Annotated in this window: 27 protein-coding genes; 9 read left to right on the top strand and 18 right to left on the bottom strand. The window is 67.0% G+C overall.

Annotated features, from left to right (window positions below; translation table 11 throughout):
• Window positions 1–195: 195 nt before the first annotated feature.
• The 7 genes from ABUA37_RS06450 to dapA form a co-directional block, all read right to left on the bottom strand.
• Window positions 196–417, bottom strand: coding sequence for a DUF3046 domain-containing protein (locus ABUA37_RS06450; protein ID WP_349898302.1), 222 nt, complete (start codon window positions 415–417; stop codon window positions 196–198).
• Between the two features lie 109 nt (window positions 418–526).
• On the bottom strand, window positions 527–835 hold the full coding sequence (locus tag ABUA37_RS06455) for a helix-turn-helix domain-containing protein (RefSeq protein ID WP_325519247.1): 309 nt from the start codon (window positions 833–835) through the stop codon (window positions 527–529).
• Window positions 836–1,006: 171 nt separating this feature from the next.
• A complete protein-coding gene (locus ABUA37_RS06460; RefSeq protein ID WP_349898303.1) occupies window positions 1,007–1,519 on the bottom strand; it encodes a CinA family protein in 513 nt (170 codons plus the stop codon).
• Between the two features lie 10 nt (window positions 1,520–1,529).
• Complete coding sequence (gene pgsA, locus ABUA37_RS06465) at window positions 1,530–2,150, bottom strand: CDP-diacylglycerol--glycerol-3-phosphate 3-phosphatidyltransferase (protein WP_349898644.1); 621 nt, start codon at window positions 2,148–2,150, stop codon at window positions 1,530–1,532.
• Between the two features lie 54 nt (window positions 2,151–2,204).
• Window positions 2,205–4,955, bottom strand: a complete 2,751-nt coding sequence (locus tag ABUA37_RS06470; RefSeq protein WP_349898304.1) for an FtsK/SpoIIIE family DNA translocase — start codon at window positions 4,953–4,955, stop codon at window positions 2,205–2,207.
• A 168-nt stretch (window positions 4,956–5,123) separates the two neighbouring features.
• Entirely contained in the window at window positions 5,124–6,800 is a 1,677-nt protein-coding gene (locus ABUA37_RS06475) for a ribonuclease J (RefSeq protein ID WP_349898305.1), read from the bottom strand.
• 82 nt (window positions 6,801–6,882) lie between these two features.
• Complete coding sequence (gene dapA / locus ABUA37_RS06480) at window positions 6,883–7,860, bottom strand: 4-hydroxy-tetrahydrodipicolinate synthase (protein ID WP_349898306.1); 978 nt, start codon at window positions 7,858–7,860, stop codon at window positions 6,883–6,885.
• A 120-nt stretch (window positions 7,861–7,980) separates the two neighbouring features.
• Here dapA and ABUA37_RS06485 point away from each other — a divergent pair, with 120 nt between their 5' ends.
• From ABUA37_RS06485 to ABUA37_RS06495, 3 genes are read left to right on the top strand one after another with little or no spacing between them, the layout of a single operon-like run.
• Window positions 7,981–8,424: a TlpA family protein disulfide reductase gene (locus ABUA37_RS06485; protein ID WP_349898307.1), complete on the top strand. Its 444-nt coding sequence runs from the start codon at window positions 7,981–7,983 to the stop codon at window positions 8,422–8,424.
• A gap of 17 nt (window positions 8,425–8,441) precedes the next feature.
• Window positions 8,442–8,996 carry a DUF4395 domain-containing protein gene (locus ABUA37_RS06490; RefSeq protein WP_349898308.1) on the top strand — a complete coding sequence of 185 codons (555 nt, stop codon included), beginning with the start codon at window positions 8,442–8,444 and terminating at the stop codon, window positions 8,994–8,996.
• A 60-nt stretch (window positions 8,997–9,056) separates the two neighbouring features.
• Window positions 9,057–9,971: a TIGR01777 family oxidoreductase gene (locus ABUA37_RS06495; RefSeq protein ID WP_349898309.1), complete on the top strand. Its 915-nt coding sequence runs from the start codon at window positions 9,057–9,059 to the stop codon at window positions 9,969–9,971.
• A gap of 18 nt (window positions 9,972–9,989) precedes the next feature.
• On the opposite strand, the gene ABUA37_RS06500 is transcribed toward ABUA37_RS06495, so the two are convergent.
• Entirely contained in the window at window positions 9,990–10,439 is a 450-nt protein-coding gene (locus ABUA37_RS06500; protein ID WP_349898311.1) for a tetratricopeptide repeat protein, read from the bottom strand.
• The gene (gene dapB, locus ABUA37_RS06505; protein ID WP_349898312.1) at window positions 10,436–11,182 is read right to left on the bottom strand and encodes a 4-hydroxy-tetrahydrodipicolinate reductase; all 747 of its coding nucleotides are present in this window, start codon (window positions 11,180–11,182) and stop codon (window positions 10,436–10,438) included. The genes ABUA37_RS06500 and dapB overlap by 4 nt, the downstream gene beginning before the upstream one ends.
• A gap of 52 nt (window positions 11,183–11,234) precedes the next feature.
• Here dapB and ABUA37_RS06510 point away from each other — a divergent pair, with 52 nt between their 5' ends.
• Window positions 11,235–11,723: a GNAT family N-acetyltransferase gene (locus tag ABUA37_RS06510; protein WP_349898313.1), complete on the top strand. Its 489-nt coding sequence runs from the start codon at window positions 11,235–11,237 to the stop codon at window positions 11,721–11,723.
• A 45-nt stretch (window positions 11,724–11,768) separates the two neighbouring features.
• Here ABUA37_RS06510 and ABUA37_RS06515 read toward each other — a convergent pair whose 3' ends face one another.
• Window positions 11,769–12,371, bottom strand: a complete 603-nt coding sequence (locus tag ABUA37_RS06515; RefSeq protein ID WP_349898314.1) for a histidine phosphatase family protein — start codon at window positions 12,369–12,371, stop codon at window positions 11,769–11,771.
• Window positions 12,372–12,424: 53 nt separating this feature from the next.
• Window positions 12,425–13,783 (bottom strand): M16 family metallopeptidase, encoded by a 1,359-nt coding sequence (locus ABUA37_RS06520; protein WP_349898315.1) that lies wholly within the window; start codon window positions 13,781–13,783, stop codon window positions 12,425–12,427.
• Between the two features lie 354 nt (window positions 13,784–14,137).
• Between ABUA37_RS06520 and ABUA37_RS06525 the strand changes: the two genes are divergently transcribed.
• Window positions 14,138–14,782 carry a TetR/AcrR family transcriptional regulator gene (locus ABUA37_RS06525; protein WP_349898316.1) on the top strand — a complete coding sequence of 215 codons (645 nt, stop codon included), beginning with the start codon at window positions 14,138–14,140 and terminating at the stop codon, window positions 14,780–14,782.
• Window positions 14,783–14,824: 42 nt separating this feature from the next.
• Here ABUA37_RS06525 and ABUA37_RS06530 read toward each other — a convergent pair whose 3' ends face one another.
• On the bottom strand, window positions 14,825–15,820 hold the full coding sequence (locus ABUA37_RS06530; protein WP_349898317.1) for an aldo/keto reductase: 996 nt from the start codon (window positions 15,818–15,820) through the stop codon (window positions 14,825–14,827).
• Window positions 15,821–16,054: 234 nt separating this feature from the next.
• On the opposite strand from ABUA37_RS06530, the gene ABUA37_RS06535 reads away from it, so the two are divergent.
• The gene (locus ABUA37_RS06535) at window positions 16,055–16,429 is read left to right on the top strand and encodes a hypothetical protein (protein ID WP_349898318.1); all 375 of its coding nucleotides are present in this window, start codon (window positions 16,055–16,057) and stop codon (window positions 16,427–16,429) included.
• A gap of 63 nt (window positions 16,430–16,492) precedes the next feature.
• Here the strand turns inward: ABUA37_RS06535 and ABUA37_RS06540 are convergent, their stop codons facing one another.
• The gene (locus ABUA37_RS06540) at window positions 16,493–18,745 is read right to left on the bottom strand and encodes a polyribonucleotide nucleotidyltransferase (RefSeq protein ID WP_349898319.1); all 2,253 of its coding nucleotides are present in this window, start codon (window positions 18,743–18,745) and stop codon (window positions 16,493–16,495) included.
• Window positions 18,746–19,176: 431 nt separating this feature from the next.
• On the opposite strand from ABUA37_RS06540, the gene ABUA37_RS06545 reads away from it, so the two are divergent.
• Genes ABUA37_RS06545 through ABUA37_RS06555 form a run of 3 tightly spaced genes read left to right on the top strand, consistent with a single transcriptional unit; the run spans window position 19,177 to window position 22,015 of the window.
• On the top strand, window positions 19,177–20,328 hold the full coding sequence (locus ABUA37_RS06545) for a Re/Si-specific NAD(P)(+) transhydrogenase subunit alpha (RefSeq protein ID WP_349898645.1): 1,152 nt from the start codon (window positions 19,177–19,179) through the stop codon (window positions 20,326–20,328).
• On the top strand, window positions 20,328–20,645 hold the full coding sequence (locus ABUA37_RS06550) for an NAD(P) transhydrogenase subunit alpha (RefSeq protein ID WP_349898320.1): 318 nt from the start codon (window positions 20,328–20,330) through the stop codon (window positions 20,643–20,645). Before ABUA37_RS06545 ends, ABUA37_RS06550 begins: the two co-directional genes overlap by 1 nt.
• On the top strand, window positions 20,642–22,015 hold the full coding sequence (locus ABUA37_RS06555; RefSeq protein ID WP_349898321.1) for an NAD(P)(+) transhydrogenase (Re/Si-specific) subunit beta: 1,374 nt from the start codon (window positions 20,642–20,644) through the stop codon (window positions 22,013–22,015). Before ABUA37_RS06550 ends, ABUA37_RS06555 begins: the two co-directional genes overlap by 4 nt.
• 149 nt (window positions 22,016–22,164) lie before the next feature.
• Here the strand turns inward: ABUA37_RS06555 and ABUA37_RS06560 are convergent, their stop codons facing one another.
• The 5 genes from ABUA37_RS06560 to ABUA37_RS06580 form a co-directional block, all read right to left on the bottom strand.
• On the bottom strand, window positions 22,165–22,950 hold the full coding sequence (locus tag ABUA37_RS06560; RefSeq protein ID WP_349898322.1) for an IclR family transcriptional regulator: 786 nt from the start codon (window positions 22,948–22,950) through the stop codon (window positions 22,165–22,167).
• A gap of 182 nt (window positions 22,951–23,132) precedes the next feature.
• Window positions 23,133–23,792 carry an FMN reductase gene (locus ABUA37_RS06565; RefSeq protein ID WP_349898323.1) on the bottom strand — a complete coding sequence of 220 codons (660 nt, stop codon included), beginning with the start codon at window positions 23,790–23,792 and terminating at the stop codon, window positions 23,133–23,135.
• Window positions 23,789–24,940, bottom strand: a complete 1,152-nt coding sequence (locus tag ABUA37_RS06570; protein ID WP_349898646.1) for an LLM class flavin-dependent oxidoreductase — start codon at window positions 24,938–24,940, stop codon at window positions 23,789–23,791. Before ABUA37_RS06570 ends, ABUA37_RS06565 begins: the two co-directional genes overlap by 4 nt.
• 75 nt (window positions 24,941–25,015) lie before the next feature.
• Entirely contained in the window at window positions 25,016–25,540 is a 525-nt protein-coding gene (locus ABUA37_RS06575) for an adenine phosphoribosyltransferase (RefSeq protein WP_349898324.1), read from the bottom strand.
• A 9-nt stretch (window positions 25,541–25,549) separates the two neighbouring features.
• On the bottom strand, window positions 25,550–26,578 hold the full coding sequence (locus tag ABUA37_RS06580) for a nitronate monooxygenase (protein WP_349898325.1): 1,029 nt from the start codon (window positions 26,576–26,578) through the stop codon (window positions 25,550–25,552).
• Window positions 26,579–26,596 lie beyond the last annotated feature (18 nt).

Below are 26,596 nucleotides of genomic sequence, written 5' to 3' on the forward strand. Positions count from 1 at the left end.
ACAACCTCCTGACAAAGGCGGGTTGTCACGGATCTCGTTGACAAGTGCGACGCTACGCCGGGCGTGCGACATTCATCGGACCGCCGGGCGTTCTGTTCACAACTCGTTTTCGAGAGCCGCTGTTGAGGAGCCTAGCGAACATCCGAAGAAATGTTCGAACACGTGGTGCGGCGTGTCATAGGCCGCGGTAACCATTCAGGCCTTGCGAACCTGACCGGCGCCGTACCAGCGGTTCTCGGGCACATCGCTCGCCCGGCACAGGGCCAGCCAGATGTCGCGGGTCGCGATGCCCTTGGCGATCGCCTGTCTCGCCGTGAGGTCGCCGAGTTCGCCGAGCACGAGGTCGTCGGTGAGCATCCGTCCGTAGGATTCGCCGAATTCGTCGGCGACAGCGATCCAGAACTCACTCAAACGCATGGGGGCCAATCGGTGAAAAGGGGCGGGGAACACGGATGCCCGGCTCCGCAGAGCCGGGCATCCGTGGTGCGCATCACACCGTGTGCGCACCGAAGTCGTGAATCGCGGGTTACCTGACGACCAGGTCCGCGTCGAAGTCCGCGACGAGGTCGTCGGGAACAGTATCGGGAATCACGGTGATTCCCTCAATCACGGCCAGGCGGTCGCCCACCTCGCGCATGATGACAGAGATCGGGGTCTCGAGCGCATCTGCGACCGAGGCGAGAATCTCGGAACTGGCCTCTTTCTGCCCACGCTCTACCTCACTGAGGTAACCGAGGGCGACGCTGGCCTTACTTGCGACCTGGCGAAGGGTACGACCCTTCTGCAGACGAAAGTCCCGGAGCACATCTCCGATTTCTTCACGAACTAGAACCATAGGACCCTCCTCCATTGTGACAAGTACACCGACCGCACCGCTTCTGATCTGTCAGGTTGAGTAACACTACAACCTCTTGCAACAAACTCTAACCAGTGTGGACTGTGTGCCTCTTGTGAATCACGTACTGTAACGGGATCGGTTCGGCAAAGATTCCCAACTCGCAGCCGGTCATCCGATCCCCCAGATCTTGCCGAGCTGTATCAGTGCTTCGTAGACAACACCATCCCGGATTGCCTGTCGATCCCCAGTGAGAGTGACACCCACGGAATGCGTCCCCTCGGCGGTCGCGATGCCGATGAACGCGGTGCCGGGGCGATGTCCATCCTGTGGCCCCGGGCCGGCCACACCCGTCGTCGCGACCCCGATGTCGGCCTGCCTGCCGTCCACGGCCAGAGCCGCGCGCACGCCGTCCGCCATCTGCATGGCGACCTCCGGATGCACGGGCCCGTGCTGCGCGAGCAGGGCCGCATCGACGCCGAGCACACTGTGTTTGAGCTCGGTGTTGTACGCGACCACCGCCCCGAGCACGGTGGCCGAAGCGCCTGGCGTGCGGATGAGTTCGGCGACGAGCAGGCCGCCGGTGAGCGATTCCGCGACGGCGACGGTGAGGCCGCGATCGATGAGCTCCGCGACGATGCGCGCCGAGAGTGCGGCGGAATCGCGCGGGCTGCTACTCGTCATGCCACCGGAGTCATTCCGAATCGGTGCGCGCGGCCGCGGCGACAGGCCTGCTGCGCGTGGCAGCGTTCACGAGGTACTGGATGCCGGTCGTCACGGTCAGCACGAGCGCGACCGCCATGACGGCGGCGTTGACCCAGTGCATCCAGTCGCCGAGCAGCAGCCAGGTCGGCACGAGATAGAGCGAGATGGCGACCGACTGGAAGACGGTCTTGAGCTTGCCACCGCGGGATGCCGGAACGACGCGGGTGCGGATGATCACGAAGCGGAACACGGTGATGCCGATCTCCCGCACGAGGATGACGATCGTGACCCACCACCACAGTTCGCCGAGGATCGAGAGCGAGACGAGCGCACCACCGGTGAGCACCTTGTCTGCGATCGGATCGAGGATCTTGCCGAAGTCGGTGACGAGGTTCTGCCTGCGCGCGAGGATGCCGTCGACGCTGTCTGTGGCGATGGCGACGATGAACAGCGCGGCCGCGACGAGGCGGACCGGTCCGAGTTGCCCCGCGTCATCGAGCAGCAGCCAGATGAAAAGCGGGGCGAGGAGAATGCGCACCACGGTGATGATGTTCGCGACGTTGCCGGTACTCGCCGGTGTGTCACCGCTGCGCGCAACCCTTCCGCGCATCGGGTTTGGCCGCTTCGCGGGGGCTGACTCGCTCGGTTGTGGCAGGGTCACGCCTTACTCCCGGTCGGTCAGATTCCAGGCGTCCTCGTCCGAAGAGCCCTCGACTTCATCGTACCCGGAGGTCTGGTCGGCCACCGGGTCTCCGCGATAGCGGTCTTCGGATGCGGATACCCGTGCCGAGGCCGGCGCCGCGACATCGTCGCCGCGCAGCCTCGCGAGCACGCTCGGCAGCTGCTCAGGTGCCACGAGCACGTCTCGCGCCTTCGAACCCTCGGACGGACCGACGATCTCGCGCGATTCGAGCAGGTCCATGAGGCGGCCGGCCTTCGCAAAGCCGACGCGCAGTTTGCGCTGCAGCATGGACGTGGAGCCGAACTGGGTGCTCACGACGAGTTCTGCGGCGGCCAGCAGCACCTCGAGGTCATCTCCGATGTCACCATCGATGGCCTTGTGCTCTGCCGCGGCAGCGACATCCTTGCGGTATTCGGGCTGGGCCTGGCGCGTCACGTGCTGCACGACCGCGGCGACCTCGCTCTCGGGCACCCACGCGCCCTGCACCCTGATCGCCTTGGAGGCGCCCATGGGGAGGAAGAGAGCGTCTCCCTGGCCGATCAGCTTGTCCGCTCCCGGCTGGTCGAGGATGACCCGCGAGTCGGTCATGCTGCTCACCGCGAAGGCAAGGCGGCTCGGGACGTTGGCCTTGATGAGTCCAGTCACGACGTCGACGCTCGGCCGCTGCGTGGCGAGCACGAGGTGGATCCCGGATGCGCGCGCGAGCTGCGTGATGCGCACGATCGAGTCCTCGACGTCTCGTGGGGCGACCATCATGAGGTCTGCGAGTTCGTCGACGACGACGAGCAGATACGGATAGGGCTTGAGCTGCCGCTCGCTGCCCGCGGGCAACACGATCTCGTTCGCGACGACGGCCGCGTTGAAGTCGTCGATGTGGCGGAAGCCGAAGCTCGCCAGGTCGTCGTAGCGCATGTCCATCTCTTTGACGACCCAGGACAGCGCTTCCGCGGCCTTCTTGGGGTTCGTGATGATGGGCGTGATGAGGTGCGGGACGCCGGCGTACGCGGCGAGTTCGACCCGCTTGGGGTCGATGAGCACCATGCGCACCTCGGACGGCTTCGCGCGCATGAGCAGCGAGGTGATCATCGAATTGACGAAGCTGGACTTGCCCGAGCCGGTCGAGCCGGCGACGAGGAGATGCGGCATCTTCGCGAGGTTCGCGACGACGAAGCCGCCCTCGACATCCTTGCCGAGCCCGATGGTCATGGGGTGCTGGCTGCTCGTGCTGGCGCGCGATCGCAGCACATCGCCGAGCGAGACGATCTCACGGTCGGAGTTGGGGATCTCGACGCCGATGGCGCTCTTGCCGGGGATCGGCGAGAGGATGCGGACCTCGTTGCTCGCCACCGCGTAGGAGAGGTTCTTGCTGAGCGCGGTGACCCGCTCGACCTTGACGCCGGGACCGAGTTCGATCTCGTAGCGGGTGACCGTGGGGCCGCGGCTGAAGCCGGTGACCTTCGCATCCACCTGGAACTGGTTCAGCACCTCGGTGATGGCGCGAACGATGGTGTCATTGGCCTCGGAGCGTGACTTCGGTGGCGTGCCCTGCGCGAGGGTGGCGACCGCGGGGAGCCGGTACGGCGCGGTGGGCTGGGGGCGGTGTGGCTTCGCGGCCGGCTCGTCGAAGTCACCGTGTTCACCCTTGACCGAGGCCTTGTCTGAGAATCCCGGGAGCAGCCCGGCGATGAGCGGTCCGCCGTCGTCCCGGATGCCGGTGGCCGGCGAGATACCCTCAACCTCGCCCGTGAAGCGCTTGACCGCGTCCTCGGCGTTCAGCAGTTCGTCGAGCAGTTCGACCCCGAACTCCCCATCGCGTTTCGTGTGGTCGATGACTTCGGTGTCGTCGGAGTCGCGCGAGATCACCGGGCTGTCGAAGGCCGGATCCTCCTCGCGCCTGGACTTGTTCCTGCGCCACCACGGGATCGAGGCCGCGTCTTCCTCCTCGTCCAGGTCGTTGAAGACGAGGCCGGTGTCTGCCTTGGCGGACTTCTGCGCGGCGCGCTCCTCGGCATCCGGCAATTGGGCGCCGAACAGGTAGGAGTACAGCTCGCGAAGCCGGTCGCCGATCTTGTTCGGCGGCGTCTTGGTGAGGATGAAGAGCGAGAGCAGCAGGAGCAGGACGATCACGGGGGTGGCCAGGAATGCGGTTCCGACCGTGAGCAGTGGGGCGGCAAGAACCCAGCCGAGCACGCCGCCAGCGTGCGCGAGCTGTTCCATGCCTGCCGCAGGCGCGGGCTGGCCACCGAAGACGTGGCAGAGCGCGCTTACCGTGACGAGGAGCAGGGCGAGACCGATGCCGATGCGCCCGTTGTCGTGAACAGACGACGGATGCCGGAACAGCCAGATCGCGAACAGCAGCATGATCACCGGCAGTGCGAACGCGACGCGGCCGAAGAGTCCGCCGAAGGTGTACGCGTCGAGCGCGATGGCAACCGGGTCGGTGGGCTGGAACCACTCGACGATGGCGCCGACAACGGCGAGGACGAACACCAGGAAAGGAACACCGTCGCGGCGCTCGTCCTTGGCGAGCGACTCCCGGCCGAGAACCCTGGCCGCGCCGCCGACGACGTGGGCGAGCCCGAGCCACGCCTTGGTGAGGAGACCCTCCTCGACCTGGGGCGCCGCCTTCGCCTTGCTGCGCACGGGCGGAAGACGTTTGGTGGGTGCCGTGGCGGTGCGCGCGCGCGAGTTCGTCGTGCGCGCACGCGAAGTCGACCTGGTGCTCGTAGCCATGCGATCAACGGTAGCGCGGAGGCACCCCGTAGCCCGGTTGGCCCGGGCGCGTGTCAGCGCGGTGGAGCTATCCGATGTCGCCCGTGAGGTCTCGACAAGCTCGATCACCGGAAACGGGCTTGATCACCGGGTACGCACTCGCCGCGGAGACGGGGCGGCCGGCGGAAATTACGCCTCGATGACGACCGGAACAATCATCGGCCTGCGCCGATGCTGCGTGTTGACCCACCGGCCGACGGTGCGCCGGATGACCTGGCTGAAGGCGTGCGTGTCACGCGTGCCGTTCTCCGCGGCATCGGTGAGCGCGCGGATGATCAGCGGCTTGACAGCGTCGAACACTGCGTCGTCCTCCGCGAACCCACGGGCCTGGATCTCCGGTCCCACGATGACGCGACCGGTCTGCGGGTCGATCGCCGTGAAGATGGAGATGAAGCCCTCTTCGGCGAGGATCCTGCGGTCCTTGAGGTCCGCATCCGTGATCTCGCCCACGGTCGAGCCGTCTACGTAGACGTAGCCGAGGTCGAGCTGTCCGACCACCGTCGCGACGCCGTCCTTGAGGTCGACGACCGTGCCGTCCTCTCCAATGATGGTGTTCTCCTCCGGGATGCCGGTGGCGATCGCCAGCTGCTGGTTGGCGACCAGGTGGCGGTATTCGCCGTGCACCGGGAGGACGTTCTTCGGCTTCAGGATGTTGTAGACGTAGAGCAACTCCCCCGCGGCCGCGTGACCGGAGACGTGCACCTTGGCGTTGCCCTTGTGCACGACGTTGGCGCCGAGCTTGACGAGCCCGTTGATGACCCGATAGACCGCGTTCTCGTTGCCCGGGATGAGGCTCGAGGCGAGGATGACGGTGTCGCCCTTGCCCACCTCGATCTGGTGCTCGAGGTTCGCCATGCGAGCGAGCACGGCCATCGGTTCGCCCTGTGAACCGGTCGACATGTAGACGATCTTGTTGTCGGGCAGATCGGCGGCCTTCTTGGCCTCGATGAGCACGCCGTCCGGCACCCTGAGGTAGCCGAGTTCTGCGGCGATGTTCATGTTGCGCACCATGGAGCGGCCCATGAAGGCGACCCTGCGGCCGTTGGCGTGTGCGGCATCCAGAACCTGCTGCACGCGGTGCACGTGACTGGAGAAGCTCGCGACGATGACGCGACGGGGCGCCTTGGAGATCACGCTCTCGAGCACCGGACCGATGTTGCGTTCCGGCGCGGTGAAGCCGGGGACGTCGGCGTTGGTGGAGTCGGGCAGGAACAGGTCGACGCCGGCCTCGCCGAGGCGTGCGAACGCGCGGAGGTCGGTGATGCGGTCGTCGAGCGGGAGCTGGTCCATCTTGAAGTCACCGGTGTGGAGCACGACGCCCGCACTCGTCTTGATGGCGACGGCCAGGGCATCCGGAATGGAGTGATTGACGGCGATGAACTCGAGGTCGAACGGGCCGAACGCCTCCTTCTGTCCCTCGGCGACCGTGAGCGTGTACGGCGTGATGCGGTGCTCCTTGAGCTTCGCCTCGACGAGGGCGAGCGTGAGGGTCGAACCGATGAGCGGCAGATCCTGCCGCAGCTTGAGCAGATACGGCACGGCCCCGATGTGGTCTTCGTGTCCGTGGGTGAGCACGACGCCGAGGACGTCGTCCAGGCGATCCCGGATGGAGCTGAAGTCGGGCAGGATGAGGTCGACGCCCGGCTGGTTCTCCTCCGGGAAGAGCACGCCGCAGTCGACGATGAGGAGCTTGCCGTCGATCTCGTAGACGGTCATGTTGCGGCCGATTTCGCCGAGGCCACCGATCGGGGTGACGCGCAGGGTTCCTGCGGCGAGCTTGCGGGGTTCGTAGATAGGTGAATTCATAGCGTCCAGTGTTCTTGCGGCTGCGGTCGGATGACCGTCGGCCGGATCATGGGGCCTTGAGCCCCCGGTTCACGTGTGCGGGTTAGCGGGTGGTGCCGGCGACCTTCGGCAGCGCGCCACCTGCGGCGGCGTTGCGATCCGGTCGGAAGTTGCCGAGGTCGAGGCCGGTGATCTCGCCGACGAGCGCGATCTCGTCTTCGATCTGGGCGGCCTCGAAGTCCTCGGGGCCGACGAGCGGCAGTCGCACGCGCGGAGATCCGATGCGGCCGAGCCCGTGCAGGATGTACTTGGCGGCGACGGTGCCGGGCACGTGGGTCATGACGGCGCGAACGAGCGGCTCGAGCTGCTTGTGTGCCGCGGTCGCCGCGGCGAGGTCGCCCCTGTTGACGGCATCGACGATGACGCGGTAGGGAGCAGCGGCGATATTCGCCGTGACGCCGACGAGCCCGGATGCGCCGATGGACAGGTGCGGGAGCACGTTCGTGTCGTCTCCGGAGAAGTAGAGAAGGTCGGTCTGGTTGAGCACGCGGCTGACCTCGGCGAAGTCGCCCTTGGCATCCTTGACCGCACGGATGTTGGGGTGCTGCGAGGCGCGCAGGATCGTCTCGTACTTGATCGGGATGCCGGTGCGGCCGGGGATGTCGTAGAGGATGACCGGAAGGTCCGTGGCATCCGCGATCATGCGGAAGTGCGTGAGCACGCCCGCCTGGGTGGGCTTGTTGTAGTACGGCGTGACGATCATGACGCCGTCGGCGCCCGCCTTCTCGCTCGCCTTGTAGAGCTCGATGGCGTGCGCGGTCTCGTTCGAACCGCCACCGGTGATGGTCTTGGCGCGACCGGCCGCGACCGACTTGCTCACCTCTACCAGCCGAAGCTTCTCCGGGTCGGTGAGCGTGCTGGTCTCACCCGTGGTGCCGGAGACGACGATGCCGTCCGCACCAGCGGTGATGACGTCGTCGATGTGCTTCTCCACGCCGGGCCAATCGACTTCGCCGTCTGGGGTGAACGGCGTGACGAGTGCGACGAGCACCTGACCGAAGGGATTGTTGGACGTAGACACGTGTACAGGGTATCGGTTGGTACCGTGATCCGCCCTCCCGTGCCCGCGCGACGAGGCGGGATTGTCATTTCGCGTCACAGTCCCCCACGACAACGAGGCCGGGCATACCGTGGTGCCACCATGAACGGACTCATCGTCTTCGGCATCCTGATCGGGCTCGTGGCCCTCGCAACGCTGCTCGGTGTGCTGTGGCGCGCTCGGACCGGCCGCGTTCGCGCTGTGGTGCACGAGACGGTCGTGGACGCGTCGGATCTCGGCCCAGGCGCGGTGATCGGCAGCGACGCGACCCTGCTGCAGTTCTCCACAAGCGTCTGCGCCCCGTGCAGGGTGACCCATTCCGTGCTCGACGAACTCGCCGGTGGGCGAGCCGGCGTTAGCCATGTCGACGTCGACATCACGAGGCGCTCCGACCTCGCCAACCGTTACCGCGTGCTGCAGGCACCCACAACCTTCATCCTCGATGGTCGCGGCGTGGTTCAGGCACGGATCGGCGGCGTGCCACGCGCCGCGGAGGTCGTCGCAGAACTCGACCGAATCCTCCACACCGCACCCGCGGTCGCCTGAACGGAAGGACGGACCGGATGGCAACCACTCAGCATTCTCCACTTTCGGCCTCGAAGGCCGCGCTGCACGCCAGGCCCAGTCGACCGGGCGTGGATCCCCGCGGCCCTCGCTTCGGTGCAGGCATCACCGCAGCGCTCCTGCTCGTGACCATCGGACTTGCGCTGCCCACGGCGGCCGTGCCGTCGACGGCGATCGGCGCGAGGATCGCTGAGCCAGGATTCGTGCTGCTGGCGCTCATCACCGCGCTGTTCACCTGGGGCGCGTTCGCGGGCGTGGCGAGGCATCCGTATGGCTGGCTCTTTCGCCGGCTCGTGCGACCGAGACTCGCGCCGCCCACTCATCTGGAAGACCCGGTGCCGCCTACCTTCGCGCAGGGCATCGGTCTCGTCGTCACCATCGTGGGCGTCGTGCTTCACCTCGCCGGCGTGCCCTTCGGGCTCGCGATTCCCGCCGCAGCGGCCTTCATCGCGGCATTCCTCAACTCGGCCTTCGACTACTGCTTCGGATGCCAGATCTACCTGCTGCTGGCCCGCATCGGCATCGTCGGGCGAGCCTCCGCCACCGCCGGCTGAACCCGTCGATGACCCCCGTTCGGGTGGCTTAGGCTGGAGCTTCGACACGAGGGGATGCGCATGGCCGCGGCGAAGCAGCACACGATGCGGGTGCTCGTCTCCGGGGCATCCGGACTGATCGGAACGGAACTGTGCAGGCAGTTGCGCGAGGACGGTCATGACGTGCACACGCTCGTACGCCGCCAACCCACCGCGCCCCACGAGCACAACTGGGCGCCCACGGCGCGCATCCTCGATTCGAGCCTCATCGACTCGACGGATGCCATCATCAACCTTTCCGGCGCGCCGCTCGGTCACCTGCCCTGGACGCCCGCCTATAAGCGGGAGCTCCTGGATTCGCGACTGGAAACCACGAGGGCGCTGGCCGAGGCGATGAACATGGCGTCCAAGCCGCCCGCGGTCTTCCTCAACGCCTCAGCTGTGGGCTTCTACGGTGATCGCCCTGGCGAGCGGCTGACCGAGGCATCGCCGAAGGGCACGGGCTTTCTCGCCGACCTCGTCGAGGCCTGGGAGCAGGCCGCGCAGATCCGCCCTGCGAAGACGCGGCTGGTCACCTTCCGCACCGGCATCGTGCTGGCCCGCGGCGGCGCACTCGCTCCACTCGTGGCGCTGACGCGGGTGGGACTCGGGTCGCGGCTCGCGACCGGCGGTGACATCTGGCCCTGGATCAGCCTCTACGACGAAGCCGCGGCCATCCGGCACCTGCTGACCTCATCGCTCAGCGGCGTGGTGAACCTCGTGGGACCGACGCCCGCAACCTCCGACCGGATCACCGCGCACCTCGCGAAGCGGATGCGCCGCTGGTACGACTTCGCGGTCCCCTCCTGGGCCATCAAGCTGGCCATGCAGGATGCCGGAACAGAATTGCTGCTCAGCAGCCAGAAGGTGCTCGCGAGCCGACTGCTCGACGACGGCTTCCGCTTCAGGGACGAGACGGCCGAGAGCGCCATCGACGCGATGCTCGAGCGCGGCTGAGCGGTACCTCGCGGTGCTTCAGGCCCTGCGCTCGTCGCGTTCGAGCCTGATCGCGCGGCCGATCGAGCCACGGGCACGGCGACGGTCACCGCATGCGTCGTAGGCCAGGCCAAGCCTGAACCAGGCCTGCCAGCTGCCCGGTGCCGCCTCGACCGCCGCCTGGTACCCGGGGAACACAGCGTCCGCCGCCGCGCGCTCCGGTCGTCCGCTCGCGCGCGTGGGCAGTGCATCCGCCGGCAGCGCGCCCTCTGAGCGCAGCACGCCGAGGAGCCGCTGGCTGCGCAGGCCGAACAGGAGTTCCGCACCGAGCGCCCAAGCGCCGAGCAGGGGGAGCACGATGAGCGCCACGCCGAGACCCTTCGCCGCACCGTTGTCGACCGCAATGAGTCGGAAGGCCAGCTGCGTGACGACGACCAGATACAGCACAAGGAGTACCGACATGATGGCGACGGCGATGCGACCGTTCATGCCGGGGATGCCCCGCCCAGATCGATGAGCCGATCGAGGCCGACAGTGACGCCGCGAGCGTTCACGGTGGCGCGAAGCGCGATGAGGATGCCCTGCTCGTACGAGCTTTGCGCGAGCGTCTCGTGCACGATCGTCAGCACCTCGCCCGTTCCGCCGAAGATGACGTCCTGCTTCGCGACGATGCCCTGCATGCGCAGGCTGTGGATCGGGATGCTGGCCGCCTGCTGGCCACGGCCGCGCTGGTCGCTGTGCAGCGCGGACACCGGTCCGAGCGCGCTGCGGGCGTCGCCCATGAGTTCAGCCGTGCGGACGGCGGTGCCGGACGGCGAGTCGACCTTGGACGCGTGGTGCGCCTCGACGATCTCGATCGAATCGTAGAAGCGCGCGGCCATGGTGGCGAAGGTGGTGGCGAGCACAGAGCCGATCGAGAAGTTGGGGACGATGACGACCCCGGCCTCTGGCCTGTCTTCGATCGAGGACTCGAGCGTCGCGACGCGGGCCGCCGACCAGCCGCTCGTTCCGACGAGCACGCGGATGCCGTTGGAGACGGCGAAGGCGACCACGGTCGGGCTCACGGCCGGCACCGTGACGTCCACGGCGACGTCGGCACCGAGCATCGCGGAGAGTTCGGCTTTGGAGTCGAGTTCGGCGACGAGTTCGAAGTCATCGGCATCGCGCACGAGCCGCGAAATGAGCTGGCCCATTCTGCCGGTTGCGCCGACCACGGCGACCCTGGTTGTCATCCGTTCAATCTAGCAAGCCGAGGGGTATGCCCGATCGACCTAGGCTTGCGGGATGGTGCGCTTTCGAGAGACCCCGGTGACCGACGACGCGGCCACGCTGCTGCTCAACGAGTACTTCGAATCCCGCGAGCTGAGCTTTCCGGAGGCGCAGGGAAAATACCGACCCGTGTTCCCCGCCGCCTCGGCCTTCGAGCCACCGCGCGGCGTCTTCCTCGTCGTGGAGGCAGACACAGATGACGGTGTGGCGGACGTGGGCTGCGGCGGCATTCGGCGCCTCGATACCCCGGATGGCGCTCCCGTGCGCTTCGAGGTGAAGCACCTCTGGCTGCAGCCTCGCGTTCGCGGTCGCGGCTACGGACGAGTGCTGCTCGGCGAGTTGGAGCGGCGGGCCATCGACTTCGGTGCGGGTGAGCTCGTGCTCGACACGAACGACAGCCTGCTTGCGGCGGGCGGGCTCTACCGGTCGAGTGGATATGTGCAGGTAGAGCCGTACAACGACAACCCGAACGCGACGACGTGGTACGCGAAGCGGGTGAAGTGAGGGGTTTCGATACGCTCGTTCCTCGCTACTCAGCCCGCGCGAGCGCTAGTAGGGCTGCTCGACCGGGAGGCCGGTGCGCAACTCGGGCGGCAGGTGTCCGAGGTCGTTGTGCGTGATGAGCTCAGGTGACTTCACCGACCGCACGCGGATGATGGTGAGTCCGCAATTGGCCTGGTTGGTGCCCATCCAGCGCCACGCGGGTGCCTCGAAGACCTCGCGCACGAACCAGGCGATCACGAAGTTGTGAGTGATGAGGAGCGTATGACGATCATCGCGAGACGGGGTGAGCCATTCGGCCACCGCATCCGTCATCTGTGCCTGACCAGCGTCGATCTGCGCCTCGGTGATCGAGCCGAAGAACGGCTGGAACGCGTGGGGCATGTCCGGTGTGGGACCGGAGGGAATGCAGTCGAACAGCAGGGCGGAGGGCTGCGCATGAAGGTCCGGCATGCTGGCCGTCATGATCGCGGCCGTCTCCTGGGCACGCTGCAGCGGGGAATGCCAAGCCTCAGTCAGCGGCACGCCGCTCAGGCGCTCGGCGATGAGTTCCGCCTGCCGTGTTCCGCGACTCGACAGCGGGCCATCCGGTAGGCCGTGTTCGGCATCCTGCTGCTCGCCGTGGCGTACCAGATAAATGAAGTGGGACATCGTTGTTCCTGTGTTCGGTCCTGCTTGTCGGGTGGTCGTGCGCTGCGACCGGACTACTGCGCGGAAACCGGCTCGTCGCTGAGTCCGGCAAAGCTTGATTCCTCAACGGCGCCTACCGCGGCGATCGAGAGTGGCCGCGACGCGAGCTCCGCCGCAAGTTCGCGAACATCGCCCGCGGAGACGAGGGCGAGCCTGCGCAGCGCCTCGTCGAGGTCGCTGAACTCGCCGAGCGTGATCTCCGAGCGGCCGAGTCGCGACATCCGGGTGTCTGAGTCTTCGAGAGCCAGAGCGGATGCCCCGCTCAGCTGGCCGGAGGCGCGCCGCACCTCCTCGTCGGTGACTCCCCCGTCTGCCACGCGACGAAACTCGCCCAGGAGGAGCTCGGTGACCTGCCCCACCTTGGCGGGTGAACAGCCGGCATAGAGCCCGAACAGCCCGGCGTCGGAGTAGCTCGGCGAGAACGAGTAGACGGAATAGGCCAGGCCGCGCTTCTCGCGGATCTCCTGGAACAACCGGGACGACATACCGCCGCCGAGAATCGAGTTGAGCATCGCCATGGTGCTGCGTCGATCGTCTGCCGCGGCAATGCCGGGAACGCCGAGCAGAATGTTGGCCTGTTCGATGGGGCGCTGGACCACGACGAGCGGGCTGCCGCGATCGATCACGCCGGCGCTCGGGTCTCGTCGCTCGACGGGCGCTGCCTCGGCACCGAGGTCCCACCCGGCGGCGACGAGAGCGGTCTGCACCGCAGCAACGAGCACGTCGTGGTCGACGGCACCGGCGACGGTGATGACGAGGTCCTGGGCGCGATAGTTCGCCTGGTAGTGCGACCACACCGACTCGCGCGTCGCCGCCTGGATCGTCTCGGGGCTGCCGCCGATGGGGCGCCCGAGCGGGTGCGCGCCCAGCACGGCCTCGAAGAAGCGTTCACTCGTTACATCCGCCGGATCGTCGTCGGCCATGGCCAGTTCTTCGAGGATGACCCCGCGCTCGTTCTCGAACTCGACCGGATCGAGCAGTGACGAGGTGAACATGTCGGAGAGCACCTCGACGGCCATTCCGAGATCACGATCCTGCACCTTGGCGTAGTAGCAGGTGTACTCCTTGGCCGTCATGGCGTTGTGCTCGCCACCGACGGCGTCGAAGCTCACGGCGATGTCGAGCGCGCTGCGGGAGCGGGTGCCCTTGAAGAGGAGGTGCTCGAGGAAGTGGGTGCTCCCATAGGTATGGAGCTGCTCGTCGCGAGATCCGACCGCGACCCAGTAGCCGATCGTCGCGCTGCGCGCTCCCGGCACCTGCTCGCTGAGGATGCGGACCCCGCTCGGTAGGATCGAACGCCGCACGAGCGAATCACCCGCTGCGGTGAAAGAGAGTTCTGACACGCCCAGGGGAAGCTCAACTGCGCCGTTCACGCGATCGAGCCTACGTCACGTGTCTGACCGTGCGGACCGCCTGTGGACAGCCCTCCCCCGTACTGGGGTACATGAATGTCGCACAAAAAGAGGACAAACAGAGTTGTCTGTCGCATTTCTGTGTTAGCCTCCAGATGTTGGAGAATTGAGCGGCTTACCCCGGGAGATTCGCGCAATCGGATTCACCCCGAAATCCACCTGCACAGGCCGCCACCCGAAGGCGGAGCACAACACGCAGCACCGCGAGATCGAAGATTCTCGCGTCATGGAAGTCGACCGAACGCTCCTCCGAGTTTGGTCTGCTTCCGAGCGGCTTTGAGGATACCTAGCCGAATCGCCGAAGGGAGCCACGTTGTGACGGTTGTTGAGTCTGATCCGACCGCGCAGCGTGGCCCCGTGGCCACCTCCGGACCATGGGCCAAGCAGCGCATCCTGGAGACCGCAGACCGCCTGTTCTCCGACGAGGGGATTCACACGGTCGGCATCGACCGACTGATCAGTGAGTCCGGCGTCACCAAGGCCACGTTCTACAAGCACTACGGCGCCAAGGACCGACTCATCATCGAGTACGTGAAGAACCGGCACGCGAGCGTCAAGTCCGACATCGAGCCCGTGGTCGCGCAGGCGGTCACCCCCGCAGCGGCGCTCAGGGAACTCTTCGCCATGGTCGAACGAGACACGCAGCGCGTGGGATTCCGCGGCTGTCCCTTCGTCAATGCGGCGGCGGAATACCCCGACCCGCGTCACCCAGTGAGGGCCGTCGTGGCCGAACACCGTGACTGGTACACAGGGATGTTGGCGAGCCTCCTCAAGCAACTCAATCATCCGCTGCCCGGCGACGCGGCAGACGACCTCATGTTGATCAGGGACGGCGCGATGGCGGGAGCCTATGCGGGCGACTTCGTCGCCGTGGGCGCGGCACTGGCCAGAGCAGTCAGCCGGATCATGACCGAGATCGGTGTGCACAGCACAGAGGTAGACAGCCCCGTCTCCGCCTGACGCGCGCACCCCGCAAGGGGAACGGTGCCACCGCGCGGTGTGCTATGAAGCCGAGGCGCGATCGAGCGCCGCGAGCTGGTGCCTCGTGAGCTGGATGTCTGCGGCCGCCATGAGGGAATCGACCTGGCTCGGGTGGCTCGCACTCGCCACGGGCGCGACCACGTTGGGCTTCGCAAGCAACCAGGCCAGCGCGATGGTGGCCGGCACCGACTCCTGCACCGCGGCGATCCCGTCGAGACAGGCGAGCGTGCGCAGTCCGCGCTTGTTGAGATACGTCGTGGGCTTGGTGCCGCGCGCTCCCCTGGCGACATCCGCCCGCGTGCGGTACTTGCCGGTGAGGAAGCCGCCCGCGAGCGCGAATCTCGGCATCACGCCGAGGCCCTGATTGCGCGCCACGCTGGCGAGCGTTCCCTCATATTCCGCGCGGTGCATGAGGTTGTAGTGGTTCTGCACGGCGACAAGCGGGGTGATGCCGAGCTGGGCCGCGATGACCCTGGCCTCGATCAGTCGATTGCCGGAGTGGTGTGACACGCCGAAGTACCGCACCTTGCCCGCGCGAATCAGCCAGTCGACCGCGAGCAGGGTCTCTTCGAAGTCCACGTTCGGGTCGTCGATGTGCAGATAGAGCAGGTCGAGGTAGCCGGTCTGCAGTCGCTCGAGCGAGGCGTCGACCGCGCGCATGACCGTGCCGGCCGAGAGACCGGGGTTGTCCGCACTCTTGCCGATCTTGGTGGCGACGACGAGCTGGGAACGATTGCGCCGCTCGCGCATCCAGTTGCCGATCATGATCTCGCTGCGGCCGCTCGCGTAGGAGTCGGCCGTGTCGATGAAGTTGCCGCCGAGCTCCGCGTAGCGGTCGAGGATGGCGTCCGTCGTCTCGGCATCGGTCGTCCAGCCGAAGACGTTGCCTCCGATCGCGAGCGGTGACACGCGCAACTCGGACTGGCCCAGCCTGCGCAGGCGCTGAATAGGCGTGGGCGCGGTCCATTCCGGCTCCCATGCCCCCATGGGTGCCAGGTCTGGCAGTAGCTGTGTCATCGTGATCCCCCGTGCGCTCGCGTACCGTCGTCTTCGCCGATTCGGGTGCGTGCGCCTTGTGGGACCGAGATTAGCTCAGGCGGGCGCCAAACCACGGGAGGATGCACCAATCGTTACCATTCCGGTTGCACCCAATTCGGGGGCTGCTGCGAGGGCAGCAGAAACCCGTGGCCTTTCGACCCCATCGGTGAGAGCGTTGAAGTGCGACGTCTTCGATGAGAAGAAAGGTGCACCATGACCGACCAGACCCCTTCCCATCCCTCCCGACAGGCTCCCGGATCGGACTCCACCTCCACCAAGGTGACGGAACAGCGGGCGCTGACGAGCGGGAATGGCAATAATTGGCTCGTCATCGGCGGGATCCTCACGCTGATCTGCGGCGGCATCCTCTTCGCCATGCAGCGGCTCGAACCCGCCGCCGTCGCGTTCACGGGACTCGTGATCGTGGTCGTTCTCTACGCGGCCATGGTTGTCGTGCGGCTCGTGGCTGCGCCGGGTCGACGGATGCTGTGGAGCCTCGCCGCGCTCACCATCCTGATCGTGATCACGTTCTTCGTCTGCGGGGGCATCGTGACCGCAACCGAGTGGAGTGGCGCAGCGATCGCCTGACCCACGCAGTAGTGCCCGCCCCTTGATCGGGAGCGGGCACTACTGGACTGGCGTTGCTGTCGACTAGCCTTCGGCCGGAGCCTCGGCGGCGTCGGATGCCTCGGCAGAGTCATCGACGGGAGCGAGCGAGAGCTTTCCGCGGTCGTCGACCTTGGTGATCTCGACCTGGATCTTCTGGCCGACGGAGAGCACGTCTTCGACGTTCTCCACCCGCTTGCCACCGGCGAGCTTGCGCACCTCGGAGATGTGCAGCAGGCCATCCTTGCCAGGGGTGAGCGAGACGAAGGCGCCGAAGGTGGCGATCTTCACGACGGTTCCGAGGAACCGCTCCCCTACCTCGGGGTTGAGCGGGTTCGCGATCGCGTTGACCGCGGCGCGCGCTGCCTCGGCCGACGGACCGTCGACCGCACCGATGAACACGGTGCCGTCATCCTCGATCGAGATGTCTGCTCCGGTGTCGTCCTGGATCTGGTTGATCGTCTTGCCCTTCGGGCCGATCAGCTCGCCGATCTTGTCGATCGGGATCTGGACCGAGATCACGCGAGGCGCGGTCGGTGCCATCTCATCCGGTGCGTCGATCGCCGCGTTGATCACGGCGAGGATCGCGGTGCGAGCCTCCTTGGCCTGGCCGAGCGCACCATCGAGCACCGAGGACGGGATTCCCGCGAGCTTGGTGTCGAGCTGGATGGCGGTGACGAACTCCGAGGTACCTGCGACCTTGAAGTCCATGTCGCCGAGCGCATCCTCAGCACCCAGGATGTCGGTGAGAGCCGCGTAGCGGGTCTCGCCGTCGACCTCGTCGGAGACGAGTCCCATCGCGATGCCGGCAACCGGCGCGCGCAGCGGCACACCGGCGTTCAGCAGCGACAGGGTGGACGCGCAGACGGAACCCATCGAGGTCGAACCGTTGGAGCCGAGAGCCTCGGACACCTGGCGGATCGCGTAGGGGAACTCCTCGCGAGGCGGCAGCACCGGCACGAGCGCGCGCTCGGCGAGGAAGCCGTGCCCGATCTCGCGACGCTTCGGCGAGCCGACCCGACCGGTCTCACCGGTGGAGTATGGCGGGAAGTTGTAGTGGTGCAGGTAGCGCTTCTTCTTCACCGGGGCGAGGGAGTCGATCTGCTGCTCCATCTTGAGCATGTTCAGCGTGGTGACACCCAGGATCTGGGTCTCGCCGCGCTGGAAGATCGCGCTGCCGTGAACACGCGGGATGACCTGCACCTCGGCGTCGAGCGGACGGATGTCTGAGGTGCCACGACCGTCGATGCGCACGCCCTCGGTGAGGATACGACCGCGAACGATCTTCTTCGTCACCGACTTGTAGGCGGCGCTCACCTGGCCGTTCGCGTTCTCCGCCAGTTCACCGGCCCCGACCTTCGCCGCGATGGCCTCCTTGACCTCGTCCTTGAGCGCGTCATCCGCGTTCTGGCGCTCGATCTTGTCGGCGATCTGGTAGATGTCGCGCAGGCGGTCATACGCAATCCCCGCGACGGCGTCGTAGGTGGCCTGCTCGTAGGGCAGGAAGACGGGGTAGTCCTGCACCTCCTTGGCCGCGTGGGAGGCGAGCTCCATCTGGGCCTTGATGAGCTGCTTGAGGAACGGCTTGGACGCCTCGAGGCCCTGGGCAACGACGGCCTCGTCGGGCTTCGTCGCACCACCCTTGATGAGGTCCCAGCTGTGCTCGGTGGCCTCGGCCTCGACCATCATGATCGCGACATCCTCTTCACCGTTCGAATTGGTGATGAGACGGCCGGCGACGGTGAGGTCGAAGACGGCCTCCTCGAGCTGCGAGAACTTCGGGAAGGCGACCCACTGGTCACCGATCAGCGCGAGACGGATGCCGCCGATCGGTCCGTTGAACGGAAGTCCCGAGATCTGCGTGCTGAGGCTCGCCGCGTTGATGGCGAGAGCGTCGTAGAACTCGTCGGGCGCGATGGCCAGAACGGTGATGACGATCTGCACCTCGTTGCGGAGACCCTCGACGAAGGTCGGGCGAAGCGGACGGTCGATCAGGCGGCAGACGAGAATCGCTTCGGTCGACGGGCGACCCTCGCGGCGGAAGAAGCTGCCGGGGATCTTGCCTGCGGCGTAGGAGCGCTCCTCGACATCCACCGTCAGCGGGAAGAAGTCGAAGTTGTCTTTCGGGTGCTTGCTGACGCTCGTGGCGCTCAGCAGCATGGTCTCCTCGTCGAGGTAGGCAGCGACTGCTCCCTGGGCCTGCTGGGCGAGACGACCGGTTTCAAAGCGCACGGTGCGCGTGCCGAACTTGCCGTTATCGAGAACGGCTTCGGCTGAGGTGATTTCTGGACCCTCCATAAGGGGGCTTTCTCCTTTGTTTTACGTCGTAACCCCGTGTGGGTCGCGACTCGTCAAGGAGCAGGAGCGGGTTCGATGACACCTGCGATCGGATGTTCCGAAACGCAGCGTGGTGTACGCGCGAAATCCCTAGAGTGGGGCGCTTGTCTGGCCAACAGTCGAAATCCGCCAGGATTTCGAGGTCGAGCCTGTCGAGACCTGACCGTCGAAATACTGGAAAACCACCACCGGTGACCAGCGTCTTGCCGGCCTGCTCCGCAGCTGATCGGTTGTGCTCTCGCGAACGACAGTTAAACCAGTTCAACCTCATTGAGTCTACCAGTTGCCCCCTGCGAGACGCGAGTACCCGCGCCTGCGGCATGGCGAAGCACAGAATCGGCACGGTGAGGGTCGCCGCGGATACGCTGGAGGCAACCCGAGAGGAGCCGGCAGTGCTGGTCGGTGTTGCACGAGAGAGCCAGTCGGGAGAGCGCCGTGTCGCTGCGACTCCCGAAACGGTGGTCCAGCTGAAGAAGCTCGGCCTCGACGTCGCGATCGAGACCGGAGCGGGCGCAGAGGCCGATTATCCGGATGCCGCCTACGCCGACGTCGGCGCCGCCCTCGTTGATGCGCTCGCGCTCGGCGAGGTGGACGTGCTCTGCCATGTGCGACCGCTGACCCCCGCCACGGCGGCCGGTCTGCGGTCTGGCGCAATCACCATCGGGCTCGCCTCGCCCGCATCCGAGCTCGCAACCGTGAGCGCGCTTGCGAAGGCCGGCGTCACGTCCTTCGCGCTCGAACTCGTGCCGCGCATCTCGCGCGCCCAATCCATGGATGCTCTGAGCTCGCAGGCGCTCGTCACGGGATACCGCGCCGTGCTCGAGGCCGCGGTGCGCCTCCCCCGCTTCTTTCCGCTGTACATGACGGCGGCGGGAACGGTTCCGCCCGCGCGGGTGCTCGTGCTCGGAGCCGGTGTTGCGGGACTGCAGGCCATCGGAACAGCGAAGCGACTCGGTGCGCGGGTGTCGGCCAACGACATCCGGGCCGCCTCGGCCGAAGAGGTCACGTCGATCGGCGGCACCTTCATCGACCTCGAGCTCGACGCTGCGACCGAGGGCACGGGCGGTTACGCTCGCGCGCTCAGCCAGGATCGCGCGGTGCGGCAGCGGGAGTTGCTCGCGCCGCACGTCGCTGCGGCCGATGTGCTCATCACGACCGCGGCCATCCCGGGGCGCGCTGCCCCGCTGCTCGTCACGACCGAGATGGTCGCCGCAATGCGGGCCGGCTCGGTCGTGATCGACCTCGCGGCGGAGTCCGGCGGCAACGTCGAGGGCGTCGTCGCCGGCACCGATGTGGCCGTACCCACGACGGCCGGCGACGGTGCCGTGACGCTCGTCGGACTGCGGGATCCCGCATCCGCGGTGGCAACGGATGCCTCGCGACTGTATGCGAAGAACGTCGCAAACCTGCTCGCGCTCATGGTCGTCGACGGTGCCGTCGCACCCGACTTCGACGACGAGGTGATTGCGGGAGCCGCGCTGACCCGCGACGGGAGCGTACTGCACGCCCCCACGGCCGAGGCCATCGAGAAGGAGCAGAAGTAATGGATCCGGTAAGTCTGCTGACCGTGGTGGTGCTCGCCGTGTTCGTGGGCTTCGAGGTGGTTTCCAAGGTGACCAGCAAGCTGCACACGCCGCTGATGTCCGGGGCGAACGCGATTCACGGGATCATCCTCGTCGGCGCGATCGTCGTCGCCGGGCAGGCGAGCAACCCGTGGCTGCTCGCCGTCGCACTGCTCGCCGTGCTGCTCGCGACCGCGAACATGGTAGGCGGCTTCGTCGTGACCGACAGGATGCTGGAGATGTTCCGCGGCAGAAGGAAGCCCAGCGGCGAGGCCGGCGCGAAGGGTGCGGCGAAGTGAGCGTGCTATCGCCGGAGTGGACGGCGCTGCTCTACCTCGTCTCGGCCGTCTGCTTCATCCTCGCGCTCAAGGGGCTCAGCTCTCCGCAGGGCGCGAGGCGCGGCAACCTCATCGGGGCGGCGGGTGCGCTCGTCGCCGTCATCACGGTGTTCCTCTCAGCGCGGCTCGAGAACATCCCGTGGATCCTCGCGGCGATCGCGGTGGGATCTGCGATTGCGGTGCCGATCGCCAGGCGCGTTCAGATGACGCAGATGCCGCAACTCGTCGGCGGCTTCAATGGGGTCGGCGGTGGCGCCGCCGCCCTCGTCGCCGTGCTCGAACTCGATCACAACGACAACCCCTGGGTGCGGCTCGCGATCGTGTTCACGATGTTTGTTGGAGCGGTGTCGTTCTCGGGTTCCGCGGTGACGGTCGGCAAGCTGCAGGAGCTCATCAGCACGCGACCACTGCTCTTTCCCGGCATGCGCTGGGTCATGACGGTCGTGCTGCTCGCCTCGTTCACCGCCGCCGGCTTCGTGATCGCGAGCGGGGCATCCGGCTGGGCGATCGCGCTGCTGCTGCTCGGGCTCGTGGCGGGACTGCTGCTCGTGCTGCCGGTGGGCGGCGCGGACGTGCCGATCGTCATCTCGCTGCTGAACGCGTTCACGGGTATCGCGGTAGCGGCATCCGGAATCGTGCTCGGCAACGTCCTGCTCGTCGTGGCCGGCACACTCGTCGGCGCCAGCGGCACGATCCTGACCCAGGTGATGGCCGCGGCGATGGGCCGCAGCGTCACGGGTATCATGTTCGGCGCCTTCCGCGGCGGATCCACGGCCGGATCCACGACGGTGAGCGATCGACCGGTGAGGTCATCGAGCGCCGAGGATGTCGCTGTTCTGCTCGGCTACGCGCAGCGGGTCGTGATCGTCCCGGGCTACGGGCTTGCCGTGGCTCAGGGGCAGCACACGATCGCCGAACTCGCGACGACGCTCGAGGCGCGCGGCGTGGACGTCGTGTTCGGCATCCACCCGGTGGCGGGTCGCATGCCGGGCCACATGAACGTGCTGCTGGCCGAGGCAAACGTGCCCTACGAGTCGCTCAGGGAACTCGACGAGGTCAACCCGGAGTTCAAGTACACGGATGTCGTGCTCGTCGTCGGCGCCAACGACGTCGTGAACCCCGCGGCGAAGACCACGGCCGGATCGCCCATCTACGGGATGCCGATTCTCGAGGTCGGGGATGCGGCGCAGGTCGTGTTTCTCAAGCGATCGATGCGACCGGGGTTCGCGGGCATCGAGAACGAGCTGCTGTATGACCCGAAGACCACGCTGCTGTTCGGAGATGCGAAGGACTCGCTGTCACACGTTCTCGCCGCGGTGAAGGCGCTCTAGCCAGCGCCGAAAAGGAAAAGGGGCAGGGTCTCGATCGACATAACCCGAATATGTGGATCGCACCCTGCCCGCAACAGCACGCAGTGTTCGCGCAGTGTTCCCAGTAATCACTGTAGGGTCGCCCAATGGCGCCCGCCAGTGCTCGGATTTCAGATAGTGAAACCGCTTGCACTCGCGTCGGTCCCATAGGCGAGCGAGAGCGTGCCGGCCGCCGCTTTGAGTCGCTGCACGACGGTGCCGAGCTCATCCACCTCGCCGGTCGGCATCGAGATGGCGAGCGAGGCTATCGTGCCGGGAGCGCGCACGGGAACGGCGATGCAGGTGAGCCCGAGCGCGTATTCCTGACGATCCAGCCTGGCCGGCGCCGGCCGCTCCAGCTCGGCGAGGAGCAGGTGCGGATCTCGGATCGTGTGCTGGGTGAGCTCCTCCATCGGGTGGCGGTGCAGGTAGTCGCGACGCTCGTTGGCGGGGAGTTCCGAGAGGATCTGTTTGCCGAGGGCGGTCGCGTGGGCGGCTCGGCTGATCCCCACCCAGAGTTCCGTGCGCGGCGCGAGCGGAACATCCACGATGTCGACGATGGTGACCTCGCCGTCGTCGTAGCGACTGAGGTACGCCGTCGCCCCGAGTTCGGAGGTGATGTCGCGCAGTCCCTGCCGCACCTGCGAGAGCAGGACACCTTCATCCGCACCGCCGCTCAGCACGGGATGACCCGGGCCGAGGATGATGCCGTCCGGCTCCTGTGCGAGGTACCCCTCGTGCACCAGGGTTCGGATGATGTTGTAGGTGGTGCCGAGGCTGAGGCCGAGCGCACTCGCCAGGTGCTTCGGGCTGAGCGGCCTCGACGCGCTCGCCACCAGATCGACGAGGCGCAGCGCGCGCTGGATGGACCCGATCAGCGTGCTCGTCGAGCCCGTGGTCGACGCTTCCGACTGCATTTATCCTGCCTCGCTCCCCGGGTTCGGAGACGGTTCGAGGCGTCCTGTCGGGCCCCGATGCCAGCGCAGAAACCCGGGTGTACCGAATTGTCTGCACCGACAGTGCCATCATCGTCCGGCGGGGAAGCTATGGCAAGCGAGATTCGCGCGGTTTGTACCCCATCCGCGAGATCGCGTGCCGCTTATTGCGCTCCGTAGCCGCCGACCGGGCTGAAGCCGTTCGGGAGCGCGAAGGGATCGACGATGCGGTTCGAGCGCGCGCTCGCCTTGACGAGTGCCGCGAGCTCGCCCGCGGCACGCTCGATCCGATCGGGAAGGGTGCTCTGGCCAGCATCCGCCCCGCTCCCCCAGTCGCTGGATGCGGCGTACACCGAGGTCGGAACCGCCACCGCGTGCAGGTAGGTGAACAGCGGCCGCATCGCGTAGTCGAGCGCGAGAGAATGGCGTTCTGTGCCGCCCGTCGCACCGAGCAGGACCGGCATGTCGGTGAGCGACTGCGGTTCGAGCACATCGATGAACGACTTGAACAGCCCGCTGTAGCTCGTGGTGAAGATCGGCGTCACCACGATGAGGCCATCGGCCTCGGTCACCGCCTCGATGACGTTCGCGAGCTTCGGGCTCGGAAAACCGGTGAGCAGGTTGTTCGTGACATCCTGCGCCACGTCGCGAAGCTCGAAGAGCTGCACCTCGGCCTCGACGCCGTGCGCCTCGAGCCGACGCACTGTCGCGTCGGCCAGGCGATCGGCGAGGAGCCGCGTCGACGAGGGCTGGCTGAGCCCCGAGGACACGACGGCGAGCCGCCGCTTCGGAAACTCAGGACTCTGGTTCCGGATCGAGCTCATTTCGCACCTCCCGCGACGTTCGCCTGCGCATTGTCCTGAATTTCCGAAGGCGACTCCTGGCCGTTCGAGAGGCTCTCGGCACGAGCGGCCACGAGTGAGGCGTGAGTCGGACCGTCGGGCACCTTCGCCGGGCGGTTGGTGGCGAACTCCTTGCGGAGCGCCGGCACAACCTCTTCGCCCAGGATGTCGAGCTGCTCGAGCACGACCTTGAGCGGCAGGCCCGCGTGATCCATGAGGAACAGCTGGCGCTGGTAGTCGCCGAAGGAGTCGCGCATGCTCGCGTAGCGGTCGATGACCTGCTGCGGGCTGCCCACGGTGAGCGGGGTCTGCGCGGTGAAGTCCTCCATCGACGGGCCGTGGCCGTAGACGGGGGCGTTGTCGAAGTAGGGGCGGAACTCGTTCACGGCATCCTGCGAGTTCTTGCGCATGAAGGCCTGGCCGCCGAGACCGACGATCGCCTCGGCCGCCGTGCCGTGGCCGTAGTGCTCGAAGCGCTGGCGGTAGTAGCCGATGAGCTGCATGTAGTGCTCCTTCGGCCAGAAGATGTTGTTGGCGAAGAAACCGTCGCCGTAGTAGGCCGCCTGCTCAGCGATCTCGGGCGAGCGGATGCTGCCGTGCCAGACGAAGGGCGCGACGCCGTCGAGGGGCCTCGGGGTCGAGGTGAAGCCCTGCAGCGGCGTGCGGAACGTGCCCTGCCAGTTCACGACATCCTCGTCCCACAGTCTGCGCAGCAGGGCGTAGTTCTCGATCGCGAGCGGGATGCCCTCGCGGATGTCCTTGCCGAACCACGGGTAGACCGGGCCGGTGTTGCCGCGGCCCATCATGAGGTCGACGCGGCCGTCGGCGATGTGCTGGAGCATCGCGTAGTCCTCGGCGATCTTCACCGGGTCGTTGGTCGTGATGAGCGTCGTCGAGGTCGACAGGATGATGCGCTCGGTCTTGGCGGCCAGGTAGCCGAGCATCGTGGTGGGGCTCGACGGGACGAACGGCGGGTTGTGGTGCTCCCCGGTGGCGAAGACGTCGAGGCCGACCTCTTCCGCCTTCTGGGCGATCGTGAGCATCGCCTTGATCCGCTCGTGCTCGGTCGGCTCGATTCCGTTGGTCGGGTCGACGGTGACGTCACCGACGGTGAAGATTCCGAACTGCATGCTGTCCTCAGGCTTTCTATGCGTCTGCATGAACATTCTATGGAACCACGGGTGCGGTGGAAGTATTCCCGGGCTCTACAGCGTGAGGATCGAGCGCAGTCCCCTGCCCGGCAGCGCCGCCCGCCCGCCCAGTGCCTCAAGTTCGAGCACGACCGCGATGCCCACCACCACGTACCCGGCGCGCTCCGCGAGTCGCACCGCGGCCGCGAGTGTGCCACCCGTGGCGAGCACGTCATCCAGGATCAGCATCCGCTGGCCGGGCACCTTCGCGGGATGCATCTCCAGCACCGCAGAGCCGTACTCGAGCTCGAACGCCTCCTGCAGCACCGGGCCCGGCAGCTTGCCCGCCTTGCGGATGACGACGAGGCCTCTGTCTGCCGCGAAGGCAGCGGATGCCGCGAGCACGAAACCACGCGCCTCCACTCCGGCGATCACGTCGATCTGCTCCTCATAGGGCGCGACGAGCTCCTCGGTGACCGCCCTGAACGCCTCGGCGTCGGCGAACACCGGGCTGAGGTCGCGGAACTGGATGCCCGGACTCGGGAAATCGGGAACGGTGACGAGCAGGCGATCGACGTGGGCTGTTGCGGGTGAGTTCACTGCACCACTCTAAGAGTCACCGTGCGGCGAGAGCGCGCGCAGGATCTCGGCGGCGCCGTCCGCGCGAGCCGATGAGTACGCCGTGCCCGCCCAGAGAGCCAGCCCGCCGGCATCACCCGCCCTCGCCGCCGCAGCGCGAATCGGCCGAGTGAGCTGGTTGAGCTCGGGGTAGGCAGTGGGCGCGGTGGCGTCGTGCTCGGCAACGAATCGATTGACGAGAGCCCTCGCGAGTCTTCCGGAGAATGCCCTGGTCACCCTCGTCTCGGTGAACTCGCCGCTGACGAGCGCGTCCTTGTACGTCTGCGAGGCGCCACACTCCGGGCTGCGAAGGAGCGCCGTGCCCACGGCGACAACGGTCGCGCCGGCGGCCAGCAACTCCGCCACGCCTTGGCGCGTTGAGACCCCACCCGCGGCCACGATCGGTAGAGCCGTGGATGCCCGCACGGCGCGCACGAGTTCGGCCAGCGGCGTCGCGTCCGGGCTCGCGCTCGCGTCGTGGGTTCCGCGGTGCCCACCCGCTTCCGCGCCCTGGACCACGAGAGCGTCCGCACCACGTTCCACCGCGCTTCGGGCCTCGTGCAGGCTCGTGACGGTGATCGCGACGCTCGTGTCGGCGTCGTGCAGTGCGAGGACCGCCTCGCGATCGGGCAGGCCGAAGGTGAAGCTCACCACGGCGACCGGCTGCTCGCAGAGCAGCTCGAGCTTGTCGGCGTAGTGATCGGTGTCGGCGGGGTCCGGCTGCGGCAACTCGATCCCGTAGCGCTCGGCCTCCGACAGAAGTTCACGACGGTAGCTCTCCAGCCCCGGCAACGCGGAGGGGTGCTCGCGCGGCACGAAGAGGTTGACGCCGAACGGGGACGCGCTGAGCGCTCGGGTTTCATGGAGCTGATCGCCGAGTGAGGCACGGGTCAGATATCCGCCGCCGAGGAACCCGAGTCCGCCAGCTTCGGCAGCGGCTGCGACGAGCGCCGGGGTGGACGGGCCACCCGCCATCGGCGCGGCGACGAGCGGGATGGCACATTCGACAACGGAGTACATGCCACCATTCTGCGCCGG

It is taken from the genome of Parafrigoribacterium soli (assembly GCF_040227235.1).
GTDB classification, from domain to species: domain Bacteria; phylum Actinomycetota; class Actinomycetes; order Actinomycetales; family Microbacteriaceae; genus Parafrigoribacterium_A; species Parafrigoribacterium_A soli.

Coding starts and splice junctions, on each gene's coding strand:
- ABUA37_RS06455 (WP_325519247.1), bottom strand. CDS start 835: ATGGTTCTAGTTCGTGAAGAAATCGGAGATGTGCTCCGGGACTTTCGT.
- ABUA37_RS06470 (WP_349898304.1), bottom strand. CDS start 4,955: ATGGCTACGAGCACCAGGTCGACTTCGCGTGCGCGCACGACGAACTCG.
- ABUA37_RS06475 (WP_349898305.1), bottom strand. CDS start 6,800: ATGAATTCACCTATCTACGAACCCCGCAAGCTCGCCGCAGGAACCCTG.
- ABUA37_RS06500 (WP_349898311.1), bottom strand. CDS start 10,439: ATGAACGGTCGCATCGCCGTCGCCATCATGTCGGTACTCCTTGTGCTG.
- ABUA37_RS06535 (WP_349898318.1), top strand. CDS start 16,055: ATGACCGACCAGACCCCTTCCCATCCCTCCCGACAGGCTCCCGGATCG.
- ABUA37_RS06540 (WP_349898319.1), bottom strand. CDS start 18,745: ATGGAGGGTCCAGAAATCACCTCAGCCGAAGCCGTTCTCGATAACGGC.
- ABUA37_RS06495 (WP_349898309.1), top strand. CDS start 9,057: ATGGCCGCGGCGAAGCAGCACACGATGCGGGTGCTCGTCTCCGGGGCA.
- ABUA37_RS06565 (WP_349898323.1), bottom strand. CDS start 23,792: ATGAGCTCGATCCGGAACCAGAGTCCTGAGTTTCCGAAGCGGCGGCTC.
- ABUA37_RS06515 (WP_349898314.1), bottom strand. CDS start 12,371: ATGTCCCACTTCATTTATCTGGTACGCCACGGCGAGCAGCAGGATGCC.
- ABUA37_RS06460 (WP_349898303.1), bottom strand. CDS start 1,519: ATGACGAGTAGCAGCCCGCGCGATTCCGCCGCACTCTCGGCGCGCATC.
- ABUA37_RS06530 (WP_349898317.1), bottom strand. CDS start 15,820: ATGACACAGCTACTGCCAGACCTGGCACCCATGGGGGCATGGGAGCCG.
- ABUA37_RS06485 (WP_349898307.1), top strand. CDS start 7,981: ATGAACGGACTCATCGTCTTCGGCATCCTGATCGGGCTCGTGGCCCTC.
- dapB (WP_349898312.1), bottom strand. CDS start 11,182: ATGACAACCAGGGTCGCCGTGGTCGGCGCAACCGGCAGAATGGGCCAG.
- ABUA37_RS06490 (WP_349898308.1), top strand. CDS start 8,442: ATGGCAACCACTCAGCATTCTCCACTTTCGGCCTCGAAGGCCGCGCTG.
- ABUA37_RS06570 (WP_349898646.1), bottom strand. CDS start 24,940: ATGCAGTTCGGAATCTTCACCGTCGGTGACGTCACCGTCGACCCGACC.
- ABUA37_RS06580 (WP_349898325.1), bottom strand. CDS start 26,578: ATGTACTCCGTTGTCGAATGTGCCATCCCGCTCGTCGCCGCGCCGATG.
- ABUA37_RS06510 (WP_349898313.1), top strand. CDS start 11,235: ATGGTGCGCTTTCGAGAGACCCCGGTGACCGACGACGCGGCCACGCTG.
- pgsA (WP_349898644.1), bottom strand. CDS start 2,150: ATGCGCGGAAGGGTTGCGCGCAGCGGTGACACACCGGCGAGTACCGGC.
- ABUA37_RS06550 (WP_349898320.1), top strand. CDS start 20,328: ATGGATCCGGTAAGTCTGCTGACCGTGGTGGTGCTCGCCGTGTTCGTG.
- ABUA37_RS06450 (WP_349898302.1), bottom strand. CDS start 417: ATGCGTTTGAGTGAGTTCTGGATCGCTGTCGCCGACGAATTCGGCGAA.
- ABUA37_RS06560 (WP_349898322.1), bottom strand. CDS start 22,950: ATGCAGTCGGAAGCGTCGACCACGGGCTCGACGAGCACGCTGATCGGG.